Below are 13,041 nucleotides of genomic sequence, written 5' to 3' on the forward strand. Positions count from 1 at the left end.
TTTTGTCTTTTATAAAAGACAAAATCCTACGCGATCATCAACTCCAGCTTTTCCCGCAGCTCCCCTTCCAGCGGCAGCGCTTTCTGAGTTTTCAGATCGATACAGACAAAGGTGATCAGTGCATCAGCCACCACCTGCCCTTCTGGATCGAGCGTCACCACCTGGCTTAACACGCCGCTCTTGCCGTTTAGCTGTTGTACCTGGCTGGTCACGGTGAGCACATCGCCCAGCACGGCCGGACGGCGATAGTTGATGTTGATATTGACGACCACGAACGCGATGTTGTGCGCGGTCAGCCACTGAAAGCTTTCGCTGTTTTCCAGCCCGTCCCAGCGCGCTTCTTCAAGAAACTCGAGATAGCGAGCGTTATTGACGTGCTGATAAACATCAAGATGGAAACCGCGTACTTTGATTTTTGTCTGCATAGCGCAATAGCCTTTCATTGTTATAGGATCAGAGGTCATAACTGGTATGACCTCTTTATCCTGGCAAACTTTTGCCGCAGTGCAAGAAATTGCGTTATTACAGTGTCAGGTGTGAGAGGTTGCGCTCAACCAACGCGCTGCCCATGCCCGGAACCTGTTTGAGATCGTCGACCGTTTTGAATGGGCCGTACTCTTCACGATAGCTGACGATAGCCTGCGCTTTTTTCAGGCCCACGCCATTCATTGCGCGGGCGAGATCCTCTGCCGAGGCCGAGTTAATGCTGACCCGCGTACCGTCATCATCCGCATTTTTACCGGCGTCAGCCGCTTTGATCTGCCCTTGTACCGGCGCGGCCGCGTCAGACTTGCTCTGCGTAGCCTGTGGTTTGGCGGCGGGCGTCGCCGCCTGCGCGCCCGCGCTCATCCCGGTGGTGGCAATAGCCAGCGTAATTAACAGGGCTTTGATTCCACATTTCATGCTGTTATCTCCTTGTTTGTTGACAGCCACGCAACGATAGCCGCCTGTGAAAACAGGCACAAACAGCAGATTGCAGAAATGGAAAAGGCCGCGAAAGCGGCCTTTAGTTTTTGCAGAGCGTTACGAAAATCTGCGAGCAGACACGTAATTACTGCTGCTGAGTCATGACATCGCCCAGCTTGATTTTGGCGTCTTTACGCAGGTTGCTCATCATGGCTTCGAAAGCAATCTGAGCATTGTTCTGAGTAATGCCCTGAATCATCGCCTTCTTCTGCGCTTCTGGCAGAGTGCCGGCTTTCACGTCGTCCAGCGCCAGCAGAACAACGTTACCCTGCATATCGGTGGTGGTACCGAAGCTTGGCTTGTCTTTTGCCGGCAGCGTCAGGCTAAACGCGGCCTGACTGATTGGGTCCTGACCGGTACGGCTCAGCGTTTTCGCCTCACCGAAGCTCAGACCTGCCGCTTTAAGCGCGTCCTGTTTACCCGCTTTCAGATCGGCCAGAATCTTCTCAGCGTCCAGTTTAGCCTGCTGTTCTGCTTTGTTGTGCTTAACCTGAGCGACGACCTGATCCTTCACTTCCGCCAGCGGTTTGACCGCTTCTGGCTTGTGCTCGCTGACGCGCAGAACAAAGGCGCGATCGCCGTCAACGGTAATGATGTCAGAGTTGCTGCCCGGCGTGCCGTTCTCGCCCACCAGACCACCGTTAAAGATGGCATCAGAAACCGGTTTGAAGTTCAGCTCTTCCGGCAGGTTGTCGCGACCAAACCAGCCGGTCTCAACCGCTTTTACACCCGCCGCCTGCTCTGCACCTGCCAGAGATTCGTTGTCGTTGCTGGCAGCATCGCTCACCTTCTGCTGCAGCGCGTAGTAGGCATCCAGGGCTTTTTCCTGTTTCACTTTCGCGGCAATATCATCACGAACTTCAGCCAGCGGCTTGGTTTTCGCCGGGGTGATGTCGTCCAGACGCACGACCAGGAAACCAACGGATGATTTAATCACACCAGACAGCTGGCCTTTCTCTTTCAGGCCGGCATTTTTCAGCTCGTCGGGCGTGGTTGCGTCTTCCAGCCAGCCCATATCACCGCCGTTTTTCGCAGAGATAATGTCGGTGGATTTCGCTTTCGCAAGGGTGGCGAAATCAGCGCCTTTGTTCAGCTCATCCAGTACCGCCTTAGCATCTGCTTCAGTTTTGGTCTGAATCACGCTGTAGCGGTTACGCTGCGGCTGAGTGAATTGATCCTGATGCTGGTCGTAGTAAGACTGGATCTCGGCATCAGACGCGCTTTCCTGCAGCGCAGCTGCATCCAGCTTGATGTAGCTGACGCGGAACTGCTCCGGAGAAACAAAGGCGTTTTTATTCTGCTCGTAGTAAGCATTAACGTCTGCGTCGCTCACCTGCTGTTTCGCCGCCAGGGCGTTCACATCAATGGTCGCTTCACGGACCACGCGCTGCTGGGCCACCAGCGCGGCCAGTTCGTCGGTTTCACCTTTAAGCATGAAATCGGTACCCACGACAGCGTTAATGAGCTGCTGGGTTGTCAGCTGGTTACGCAGCGCCTGCGCGTACTGATCCGCCGTCATGCCCATCTGGTTAACGATACTGTTGTAACGCGCGTTGTCGAATTTACCGTTAGACTGGAATGCCTGAGTGGCGAAGATCGCTTTTTTGACCTGTTCGTCGCTGATGCCAAGGCCCAGCTTTTTGGCATACTGATCCAGCAGCGCTTCGTCGATAAGACGGTTCAGTGTCTGTTGGCGCAGGGTTTTCATGTACCCTTCATTCGCCGCCAGTTCAGAGAATTGGTCGCCCAGCTGTTGCTGCATACGGTTACGCTCACCGGCAAAAGCATTCTCGAACTGACCACGGCTGATTTCCTGGCCATTCACTTTTGCGGCATAGTTCGCGCCACCGCCAATAAGGTAACTGCTCACGCCGGTCAATATGAACGACACGATAATGATACCGAAAATAATCTTGAGCACGAGACTGTTAGCAGCCGTGCGTAAGCTGTCCATCATGGTGTAACAACACTCCGCTGTAGGTGACTGGTTACCTGACGCTGACGGAAAATCCTGCCCGTCGCGCGTGAAGGCGTATTGTGACAAGAAAACGGGGCGATTGTCAGCCCACAACTCGCATAAACTCGCACAAATCAGGTCTGGACAAACAAAAAAGGCACATCAAACGATGCGCCCTTGTACTATCCGGCTTCCCTGAAACGGGAAAGCAATCAGTTTACTGCGTCTTTCAGCGCTTTACCTGCACGGAAACCCGGCACTTTAGCAGCAGCAATGGTGATCTCTTTACCGGTCTGAGGGTTGCGGCCAGTACGGGCAGCACGCTCTTTAACAGCAAAAGTACCGAAGCCTACCAGTGCAACGTCGTCCCCAGCCTGCAGAGATTCAGTAACAGAAGCAATTAATGCATCTAACGCACGTCCAGCTGCAGCTTTAGAAATATCAGCACCAGCAGCAATTTTGTCAATCAGTTGAGATTTATTCACTGTTCTCTTCCTCTCTTTATAATTTATATCGCGCCTGAGTCCTTCACAACGCGACCGCGCAGCAGTTATATCAGGCCTGCCATGACCTTACAACACCCGTTGTTGATGGCTGACCTAATCAGCAATCTAAATTAGCTATACAAAAAAAGGCTGGCAAGTGCGAAATGACTTACCAGCCTTGTTTTTATTGACGCTCTTTGCGCGAGGTCACTATTTTGCAGTTACAACCTGCATTCCGGAGGGTTCATTCTGCAGTGCGAGACTGAGAACTTCCTCAATTCGCTTAACAGGATGGATCTGCAGATCGGCAATCACGTTGTCCGGAATCTCTTCCAGATCGCGTTTATTTTCGTAAGGGATCAATACGGTTTTGATCCCACCGCGGTGTGCCGCCAGCAGTTTTTCTTTTAATCCGCCGATTGGCAGGACCTGACCGCGCAGCGTAATTTCACCAGTCATTGCCACATCGGCACGTACCGGGTTGCCCGTCAGACAGGAAACCAGAGCGGTACACATGGCAATACCCGCGCTTGGGCCATCTTTCGGCGTCGCCCCTTCAGGAACGTGAACGTGAATGTCGCGTTTTTCGTAGAAATCCGGGTTGATACCCAGTTTTTCCGCGCGCGCGCGCACCACGGTCAGCGCTGCCTGGATGGACTCCTGCATCACTTCACCCAGCGAGCCGGTGTAGGTCAGCTTGCCTTTGCCCGGCACACAGGCGGTTTCGATGGTCAGCAGATCGCCGCCCACTTCCGTCCATGCCAGACCGGTCACCTGACCCACGCGGTTTTCGTTATCCGCGCGGCCGTAGTCGAAGCGCTGAACGCCCAGGTAGGCATGCAGATTGTCACCGTTAATCACGATGTGCTTCAGACTCTTATCCAGCAGCAGCTGTTTTACCGCCTTACGGCACAGCTTAGATATTTCGCGCTCAAGGCTACGCACGCCCGCTTCACGGGTGTAGTAACGAATGATGCCGATAATCGCGCTGTCCTCGACGGTCAGCTCGTTGGCTTTCAGCGCGTTACGCTCAATCTGCTTCGGCAGCAGGTGCTGTTTAGCAATGTTCAGCTTTTCGTCTTCGGTATAACCGGAGAGGCGGATCACTTCCATACGGTCCAGCAGCGGTGCCGGTATGTTCATGGAGTTGGATGTCGCCACGAACATTACATCGCTGAGGTCGTAGTCCACTTCCAGGTAGTGATCGCTGAACGCCACGTTCTGTTCTGGATCAAGCACTTCCAGCAGAGCAGACGCCGGGTCGCCGCGCATGTCCGACGACATTTTGTCGATCTCATCAAGCAGGAACAGCGGGTTTTTAACGCCCACTTTCGCCATTTTCTGGATCAGTTTACCCGGCATAGAACCGATGTAGGTACGGCGGTGACCGCGGATTTCCGCTTCATCACGCACGCCGCCCAGCGCCATACGGATGTACTTACGTCCGGTCGCTTTGGCGATGGACTGGCCCAGAGAGGTTTTACCCACCCCCGGCGGTCCTACCAGGCACAGAATTGGGCCTTTAATTTTGTTTACTCGGCTTTGTACCGCGAGGTACTCAAGGATGCGGTCTTTCACGCGTTCCAGGCCGTAGTGGTCAGTATCGAGGATCTCCTGGGCCTGACGCAGGTCTTTCTTGACCTTACTGCGGGCGTTCCACGGAACCTGCACCATCCACTCAATGTAGCCGCGCACGACGGTTGCTTCAGCCGACATCGGAGACATCATTTTCAGCTTCTGCAGTTCTGCTTCGGCTTTCTCTTTCGCCTCTTTCGGCATCTTCGCCGCGTCGATTTTACGCTTCAGCGCTTCGTTTTCGTCCGGTGCGTCGTCCATCTCGCCCAGCTCTTTCTGAATGGCCTTCATTTGCTCATTCAGATAGTACTCACGCTGAGATTTTTCCATCTGCTTTTTCACGCGGTTACGAATGCGCTTCTCAACCTGCAGCAGATCGATTTCAGACTCCATCATCGCCATCAGATATTCCAGACGTTCGTTAACGTCGGACATCTCCAGCACGGACTGTTTGTCAGCCAGCTTCAGCGGCATGTGTGCAGCGATGGTGTCCGCCAGACGCGCAGGATCGTCGATGCTGTTCAGTGACGTCAGCACTTCTGGTGGGATTTTCTTGTTCAGCTTGATATAGCCTTCGAACTGGCTAATCGCGGTACGTACCAGCACTTCCTGCTCGCGCTCATCAAGTTCAGGCGAATCAAGGTACTCTGCCTTGGCAGAGAAGTGTTCGCCATCATCTGACAGCGTGGTAATACGCGCACGCTGTAAGCCTTCGACCAGCACCTTCACGGTGCCGTCCGGCAGCTTCAGCATTTGTAAAATAGAGGCCACGGTCCCGACGGTGAAAAGATCGTTTACACCCGGCTCATCCGTTGATGCTTCTTTCTGGGCCACCAGCATGATTTTTTTATCATGATCCATGGCGGCTTCGAGGCAACGGATAGATTTTTCCCGCCCTACAAATAAGGGTATGACCATGTGCGGATAAACCACCACATCGCGCAACGGCAATACGGGGATTTCAATGCGTTCAGAACGCTCAGGATTCATAGAGCTCTCTCTTAGTTTAGTGTCCGCCAGGTAAGCTGGTCATGTCACAGTGCTTCACATAACCATTAACATGTATCCAGTATATGGGGATGTTTCCCACACATTCAACGCTATGAATACGGAAAAAGTAAAGGGGAGATAAAATCCCCCCTTTTTGATTAACTGCTTGTATGATTTGGTGAATTATTCGCCAGATGCCTGCTGGGCTTCCGGTTTACCGTAAATCAGCAGCGGCTTGGATTGGCCGCCGATCACGGACTCGTCGATAACCACTTTTTCGACGTCTTCCATCGACGGCAGATCGTACATGGTGTCGAGCAATGCCGCTTCAACGATAGAGCGCAAACCACGCGCACCGGTTTTACGGGCCATCGCTTTCTTGGCAATCGCATCCAGCGCTTCGTCACGGAATTCCAGTTCAACGCCTTCCAGATTGAACAGCGCCTGATACTGCTTGGTCAGCGCATTTTTCGGCTCTTTCAGGATCTGAATCAGCGCGTCTTCGCTCAACTCATTCAGCGTTGCCACAACCGGCAGACGGCCAATGAATTCAGGGATCAGACCAAATTTGATCAGATCTTCAGGCTCAACCTGCGAAAGCAGTTCACCTTCGTTGGCTTTCTCGGACTTCGCCTTCACCGTTGCGCCAAAACCGATGCCGGAGCCGGTTTCAACACGGTGGGAAATGACTTTATCCAGACCAGCAAACGCGCCGCCGCAAATGAACAGGATCTTGGAGGTATCGACCTGCAGGAACTCCTGCTGCGGATGTTTGCGTCCACCCTGCGGCGGAACGGCCGCAACCGTACCTTCGATCAGCTTCAGCAGGGCCTGCTGCACGCCTTCACCCGACACGTCACGGGTGATGGACGGGTTGTCTGATTTACGGGAGATCTTGTCGATCTCATCAATATAAACAATCCCGCGCTGTGCTTTCTGAACGTCGTAATCGCACTTCTGCAGCAGCTTCTGAATGATGTTCTCAACGTCTTCACCCACATAACCGGCTTCGGTCAGGGTGGTGGCATCCGCCATGGTAAACGGAACATCCAGCAGGCGCGCCAGGGTTTCCGCCAGCAGCGTTTTACCGGAGCCGGTTGGCCCGATCAGCAGAATGTTACTTTTGCCCAGTTCTACGCCATTGCTGGTGTCGCCGTTACGCAGACGTTTGTAGTGGTTATATACCGCCACCGCCAGCACTTTCTTGGCCTGCTCCTGACCGATGACATAGTCGTCAAGGTGATGACGAATCTCATGCGGCGTTGGCAATGCGCTACGCTCACGGTGCGGCGCAACTTCTTTAATCTCTTCGCGAATGATGTCGTTACATAAATCGACGCATTCGTCGCAGATATACACGGACGGCCCGGCAATCAGTTTACGCACTTCATGCTGGCTTTTGCCGCAAAAAGAGCAGTACAGCAGTTTGCCCGAACCATCTTTGCGTTTATCTGTCATGAGTCCAAACCTCTTTTTAAGTTCTTTGTGCCGCACATGACGACGCAAATGCCATTCTAAGACGCGTGTGCTTTAAGCAGCGTGCCGCCCTACCTTAGTATAGCGGCACACTCGCGTCGCGGGCATCAATTACGATGGGTCAATACGGAGTCGACTAAGCCGTACTCAACTGCCTCTGGAGCAGAGAGGAAGCGATCGCGCTCGGTATCGCGCTCGATCTGCTCGAGAGGTTGACCCGTATGCTGCGCCATAAGTTCATTCATGCGCGCTTTTACTTTCAGAATTTCGCGGGCGTGGATTTCGATATCCGTCGCCTGCCCTTGGTAACCCCCCAGCGGCTGGTGAATCATCACGCGGGAGTTAGGCAGGCAGAAACGCTTACCTTTCGCCCCTGCGGTTAACAGGAAGGCCCCCATGGATGCAGCCTGCCCCATACAGATAGTGCTGACATCTGGCTTGATGAACTGCATGGTGTCATAAATGGACATGCCCGCCGTAATCACACCGCCAGGCGAGTTGATGTACAGGTAAATGTCTTTTTCCGGGTTTTCCGCTTCCAGGAACAGCATCTGCGCTACGATCAGGTTAGCCATATGGTCTTCTACCTGGCCGGTCAGAAAGATAACGCGTTCCTTGAGCAGACGGGAATAGATATCGAAAGAACGCTCACCGCGTGAGGTCTGTTCAATAACCATTGGCACCAGCGCCATATGGGGTGCAAAGTTATCTCGTTCGCCACTGTATGACATTTCCGTCTCCTGGTTCAAAATTGAAAACACCTGCTGTACTGATTGTAACCTTATGGACGGATTATCAGCCAGTCTCAATCATCGTGATTACATACTTATGGGGTTCGCCACGCCCTATTTCAAGCATAACAACCTTTTGTTGTAACGCTAACACTGAAAGGGCGTTTTAGCACCCTTCCAGAACCCATGCCGCGATAAAAAAAACCCGTCGCCGGAAGGCAACGGGTTTTTTGTTCAAACTTTAAACCGTTAGAGCGAAATTACGCCTGCTGGTTCATCAGTTCGTTGAAAGAGGTCGCTTTTTCGGTCACTTTCGCTTTCGCCAGTACCGCTTCAACAGCCTGCTCTTCCAGTGCGACGTTGCGCATGTTGTCCATCAGCTCTTTGTTCTTACCGTAGAACTCGATCACCTCTGATGGATCTTCGTATGCAGACGCCATCTCTTCGATCAGGCCCTTCACACGCTCTTCGTCAGCTTTCAGCTCGTGGGTACGAATCACTTCGCCCAGCAGCAGGCCAACAACAACGCGGCGCTTCGCTTGCTCTTCGAACAGCTCGCGCGGCAGTTCCATCGCTTGCTGCTGGTTGCCACCGAAGCGCTGTGCAGCCTGACGGCGCAGTACGTCGATTTCGCTGTCGATCAGGGCAGCAGGAACGTCGATTTCGTTCGCTTTTACCAGACCTTCAATCGCCTGAGATTTCACGCGGTTACGCACAGCACCGTTCAGCTCGCGCTCCATGTTCTTACGCACTTCGGTACGCAGGCCAGCAACAGAACCATCTTCCACGCCGAAACGCTTGATGAACTCTTCAGTCAGTTCTGGCAGTTCGCGCTCTTCAACTTTCTTCAGGTTGATGACGAACTTCGCTGCTTTACCTTTCAGGTTTTCAGCGTGGTACTCTTCAGGGAAGGTCACGTCGATGGTGAACTCTTCGCCCGCTTTGTGGCCTTTGATGCCGTCTTCGAAGCCTGGGATCATACGACCCTGGCCCATTGCCAGTACGAAGTCAGACGCTTTGCCGCCTTCGAACTCTTCGCCGTCTACAGAACCGGTGAAGTCGATGGTTACGCGGTCTTCCGCGTCAACAGCGCCTTCTTTCTCTTTCCAGTTCGCCTGCTGCTTACGCAGGGTGTCCAGCATGCCGTCAACGTCTTCGTCAGTCACGGAAACGATCGGTTTTTCAACTTCGATAGATTCCAGGCCTTTCAGCTCAACTTCCGGGTACACTTCGAACTCTACGGAGTAGGTGAAGTCTTCGCCCAGTTTGTATTCGCCTGGCACGTAGTTTGGTGCGCCGGCTGGATTGATTTTTTCTTTGATGATCGCGTCGATAAAGTTGCGGCTCATCAGTTCACCCAGCACATCCTGACGCACGGAAGCGCCATAACGCTGAGCAACAACATTCATTGGTACTTTGCCCTTACGGAAGCCGTCAATACGTACTTTTTTTGCTACGTTGACCAGCTCGCTTTTCACAGCAGTTTCGATGCTGTCAGCAGCGATAGTAATCGTTACACGGCGGCCAAGGCCTTGAGTGGTTTCAACTGAAACTTGCATCTTGTTACCTCAAAAAAATCACAGTGCTCGGTCAACTCTGAATCTGTCTGTTATACCGGGATGCTCTCTTAGTGCAGATTCACATTCCCTGTCGCCAGAATCATCCCGAAGACATTCAATAAGACGCGGCATTATAGCGGCATCACTTAGGTGAGTCGAGAACGGTTGGAGCATGTTGCTGCGGCTTTTTTCACACTTTAAGGCTATTTTTAGCCTTAAAATCGCACCATCCGCTCAAAACTCAGACAAAACAAAACGGCCCGAAGGCCGTTTTGAGGAAATCTGTAAGCAACATACTGGAAAAGCTCCAGCCGTTGCAAATCCGATTTATCAGGCGATGGTGCCTGCACCGCGACACGGCGGCGACGCAAAAACCGTATCCTGCAAGCCTTCCCATTCCTTAATGGTGTAGGTATGCAGTGCCAGCGCATGCACGGTCGTGGAGAGTTCTTCCGTCAAGGTGCTGTAGATCAGGCGATGTCGGTTCAGGAAACGTTCTCCCGTGAAGCGATCGCTAACCAGAACCACTTTAAAGTGGCTTTCAGAACCTGCCGGCACGTTATGACGATAGCTTTCGTCGACGACTTCGAGGAACACAGGGTTGAACGCTGCCCTTAATTTTTCTTCTATCTGTTCACGTATCATCATGAAATTACTCCTCCGACAACGCTAAGATGTCACCCATCCCTTTAAATGTTAGCCGCTTTTACCGTTTCCATTACACCTTGACAACAAATATTTAGCTTTCGTCTGATTTTCTCATTCAAATGCATGAAGTTCACTGTGAGACTCATACCTGTCGTCTCTGGCGGGAGGAGAAAAAGGATGAGCTGGTCAGTTTTCAGACAAGACGATGAATTTACATGCGTTGACCACTTCCCCTGGCCGTAGTCGATGATATGATGGCGGCAATTTTTCTCTCTTTAATGCTTACGATTCGTTGAGAACCTGAAAATGTTTAAAAAACTCTTCTTTCCGTTGGTAGCCCTTTTTATGCTGGCAGGCTGTGCGACTCCGCCTACCACTATTGATGTCTCACCAAAAATCACCCTGCCTCAGCAGGACCCAAGCCTGATGGGCGTCACCGTGAGCATTAACGGTGCCGATCAGCGTCAGGACCAGGCGCTGGCAAAAGTGACCCGCGACAACCAGCAGGTGACGCTGACCGCGTCCCGCGACCTGCGCTTCCTGCTGCAGGAAGTGCTTGAGAAGCAAATGACCGCTCGCGGCTACATGATTGGCCCAAGCGGCGCGGTTGATCTGCAGATTATCGTCAACAACCTGTACGCAGACGTCTCTCAGGGCAACGTGCGCTACAACATTGCGACCAAAGCGGATATCGCCATCATTGCCACCGCGAAGAACGGCAACAAGATGACCAAAAACTACCGCGCCAGCTACTCTGTTGAAGGCGCGTTCCAGGCCTCTAACAAGAATATTGCTAACGCCGTTAACAGCGTGCTGACGGACACCATCGCCGATATGGCGCAGGACACCAGCATTCACGACTTTATCAAGCAGAACGCACGTTAATCCTGCTCACTGACCCGGTGCTTCACCGGGTCAGTTCATAAGAACATGTCCAGTCACTACTTACGCATTTTCCAGCAACCGAAATCAGCAATTCTGCTGATCCTCGGCTTTGCCTCCGGTTTACCCCTCGCGCTCACCTCCGGCACGCTTCAGGCGTGGATGACGGTTGAGAACATCGATCTCAAAACCATTGGTTTCTTCTCGCTTGTCGGTCAGGCGTATGTCTTTAAGTTCCTGTGGTCGCCGGTGATGGATCGCTATACGCCGCCGTTTCTGGGGCGTCGTCGCGGCTGGTTAGTGATGACACAGGTCCTGCTGCTGCTGGCGATTGCGGCGATGGGCTTTCTTGAGCCGACCACACAGCTCCGCTGGATGGCCGCGCTTGCGGTGGTGATAGCCTTCTGTTCCGCCTCTCAGGATATCGTGTTCGACGCCTGGAAGACGGACGTGTTACCTGCGGAAGAGCGCGGTGCCGGTGCGGCGATCAGCGTGCTGGGCTATCGCCTCGGGATGCTGGTCTCCGGCGGGCTGGCGTTGTGGCTGGCCGACCGTTATCTCGGCTGGCAGGGTATGTACTGGCTGATGGCTGCCCTGCTCATCCCCTGCATTATCGCTACGCTATTTGCCCCCGAACCGAGCGACGTCATTCCGGTTCCCCGCTCGCTGGAGCAGGCCGTGGCCGAACCGCTGCGCGACTTTTTTGGCCGCAACAATGCCTGGCTGATCCTGCTGCTCATCGTCCTTTATAAGCTGGGCGATGCCTTTGCCATGAGCCTGACCACCACCTTCCTGATCCGCGGCGTCGGTTTTGATGCCGGTGAAGTGGGCGTGGTGAATAAAACGCTGGGGCTGTTTGCGACCATCGTCGGCGCGCTTTACGGCGGGGTATTGATGCAGCGCCTGACGCTGTTCCGCGCGCTGCTGATCTTCGGCATCCTGCAGGGCGCATCTAACGCGGGCTACTGGCTGCTGTCGGTGACGGACAAGCATATGTTCAGCATGGCCGCGGCGGTGTTCTTTGAAAATCTCTGTGGCGGCATGGGGACGGCGGCGTTTGTCGCCCTGCTGATGACCCTGTGCAATAAATCGTTTTCAGCCACGCAGTTTGCGCTGCTCTCGGCGCTCTCGGCCGTTGGGCGCGTGTACGTAGGTCCGATTGCCGGCTGGTTTGTAGAAGCCCACGGCTGGCCAACGTTTTATCTCTTCTCGGTCGCGGCTGCCGTGCCGGGGATTTTATTATTGCTGGTGTGTCGCCAGACGCTGGAATATACCCAGCGGACCGAACACTTTATGCCGCGCACTGAATATCACCGCGCCTACCGATTTGCGTTACGTCTGCTAATGGCGGGCTGCGGCGCGCTGGCGCTATGGCTTGTGGTACTTATCGTTAACGCCAGTACGTCTCTGGCGCTCCCCCTCGAAGCCCTTCTGCTGGATGCTGGAGCCCTGCTGGCCATCGCCGGGATCCTGACGGGCGGTCTGCTCGATTTTATGGCCTTGCGTAAAACGCAGATGACCTGAAGAAAAAGTGAAAGGTTATTTCCCGTTGTAATCACTAACCGAAATTATAACGGTGAAATAGCCAACAGCCGCTAAAAAAATATTTGTTGTTTTGTGCGGGATAGGATTTGGAAATTATTGGAGCCAATTCCAAAACGCTATTTTTCATTAAACGATTCAGCATTGGAAAGTTTGATTTTTCGTTTTTTAGATGTCTTTTTATTGATAATTAATTGTTAATTTTTTGTATATTTTTAACAATGGGTATA

The 13,041-nt window shown here is 53.1% G+C and carries 11 protein-coding genes; 2 read left to right on the top strand and 9 right to left on the bottom strand.

Annotation, left to right across the window (positions count from 1 at the left end; all coding sequences use genetic code 11):
- Window positions 1-26: 26 nt before the first annotated feature.
- The 9 genes from HBA26_RS04815 to bolA form a co-directional block, all read right to left on the bottom strand.
- Window positions 27-425 (bottom strand): YbgC/FadM family acyl-CoA thioesterase, encoded by a 399-nt coding sequence (locus tag HBA26_RS04815; RefSeq protein WP_025756175.1) that lies wholly within the window; start codon window positions 423-425, stop codon window positions 27-29.
- A gap of 97 nt (window positions 426-522) precedes the next feature.
- Entirely contained in the window at window positions 523-903 is a 381-nt protein-coding gene (locus HBA26_RS04820) for a helix-hairpin-helix domain-containing protein (protein WP_126345104.1), read from the bottom strand.
- 148 nt (window positions 904-1,051) lie between these two features.
- Window positions 1,052-2,923, bottom strand: a complete 1,872-nt coding sequence (gene ppiD, locus HBA26_RS04825) for a peptidylprolyl isomerase (protein ID WP_126345106.1) — start codon at window positions 2,921-2,923, stop codon at window positions 1,052-1,054.
- Window positions 2,924-3,135: 212 nt separating this feature from the next.
- Entirely contained in the window at window positions 3,136-3,408 is a 273-nt protein-coding gene (hupB, locus tag HBA26_RS04830; RefSeq protein WP_002444653.1) for a nucleoid-associated protein HU-beta, read from the bottom strand.
- Window positions 3,409-3,618: 210 nt separating this feature from the next.
- A complete protein-coding gene (lon, locus tag HBA26_RS04835) occupies window positions 3,619-5,973 on the bottom strand; it encodes an endopeptidase La (protein WP_023334706.1) in 2,355 nt (784 codons plus the stop codon).
- A 183-nt stretch (window positions 5,974-6,156) separates the two neighbouring features.
- Complete coding sequence (gene clpX / locus HBA26_RS04840) at window positions 6,157-7,431, bottom strand: ATP-dependent protease ATP-binding subunit ClpX (protein WP_028012161.1); 1,275 nt, start codon at window positions 7,429-7,431, stop codon at window positions 6,157-6,159.
- A 125-nt stretch (window positions 7,432-7,556) separates the two neighbouring features.
- Window positions 7,557-8,180, bottom strand: coding sequence for an ATP-dependent Clp endopeptidase proteolytic subunit ClpP (gene clpP, locus HBA26_RS04845; protein WP_010428105.1), 624 nt, complete (start codon window positions 8,178-8,180; stop codon window positions 7,557-7,559).
- A 260-nt stretch (window positions 8,181-8,440) separates the two neighbouring features.
- On the bottom strand, window positions 8,441-9,739 hold the full coding sequence (gene tig, locus HBA26_RS04850) for a trigger factor (RefSeq protein ID WP_008503318.1): 1,299 nt from the start codon (window positions 9,737-9,739) through the stop codon (window positions 8,441-8,443).
- Window positions 9,740-10,069: 330 nt separating this feature from the next.
- A complete protein-coding gene (gene bolA / locus HBA26_RS04855) occupies window positions 10,070-10,387 on the bottom strand; it encodes a transcriptional regulator BolA (RefSeq protein WP_003859051.1) in 318 nt (105 codons plus the stop codon).
- 306 nt (window positions 10,388-10,693) lie between these two features.
- On the opposite strand from bolA, the gene HBA26_RS04860 reads away from it, so the two are divergent.
- On the top strand, window positions 10,694-11,272 hold the full coding sequence (locus tag HBA26_RS04860) for a lipoprotein (RefSeq protein ID WP_028012160.1): 579 nt from the start codon (window positions 10,694-10,696) through the stop codon (window positions 11,270-11,272).
- A gap of 45 nt (window positions 11,273-11,317) precedes the next feature.
- Complete coding sequence (gene ampG / locus HBA26_RS04865) at window positions 11,318-12,793, top strand: muropeptide MFS transporter AmpG (RefSeq protein WP_028012159.1); 1,476 nt, start codon at window positions 11,318-11,320, stop codon at window positions 12,791-12,793.
- The last annotated feature ends 248 nt before the right edge of the window (window positions 12,794-13,041 follow it).

This window comes from Enterobacter sp. 725m/11, from assembly GCF_011683705.1.
In the GTDB taxonomy this organism is placed as follows: domain Bacteria; phylum Pseudomonadota; class Gammaproteobacteria; order Enterobacterales; family Enterobacteriaceae; genus Enterobacter; species Enterobacter bugandensis.

Coding starts and splice junctions, on each gene's coding strand:
- HBA26_RS04815 (WP_025756175.1), bottom strand. CDS start 425: ATGCAGACAAAAATCAAAGTACGCGGTTTCCATCTTGATGTTTATCAG.
- HBA26_RS04820 (WP_126345104.1), bottom strand. CDS start 903: ATGAAATGTGGAATCAAAGCCCTGTTAATTACGCTGGCTATTGCCACC.
- ppiD (WP_126345106.1), bottom strand. CDS start 2,923: ATGATGGACAGCTTACGCACGGCTGCTAACAGTCTCGTGCTCAAGATT.
- lon (WP_023334706.1), bottom strand. CDS start 5,973: ATGAATCCTGAGCGTTCTGAACGCATTGAAATCCCCGTATTGCCGTTG.
- clpX (WP_028012161.1), bottom strand. CDS start 7,431: ATGACAGATAAACGCAAAGATGGTTCGGGCAAACTGCTGTACTGCTCT.
- clpP (WP_010428105.1), bottom strand. CDS start 8,180: ATGTCATACAGTGGCGAACGAGATAACTTTGCACCCCATATGGCGCTG.
- tig (WP_008503318.1), bottom strand. CDS start 9,739: ATGCAAGTTTCAGTTGAAACCACTCAAGGCCTTGGCCGCCGTGTAACG.
- bolA (WP_003859051.1), bottom strand. CDS start 10,387: ATGATGATACGTGAACAGATAGAAGAAAAATTAAGGGCAGCGTTCAAC.
- HBA26_RS04860 (WP_028012160.1), top strand. CDS start 10,694: ATGTTTAAAAAACTCTTCTTTCCGTTGGTAGCCCTTTTTATGCTGGCA.
- ampG (WP_028012159.1), top strand. CDS start 11,318: ATGTCCAGTCACTACTTACGCATTTTCCAGCAACCGAAATCAGCAATT.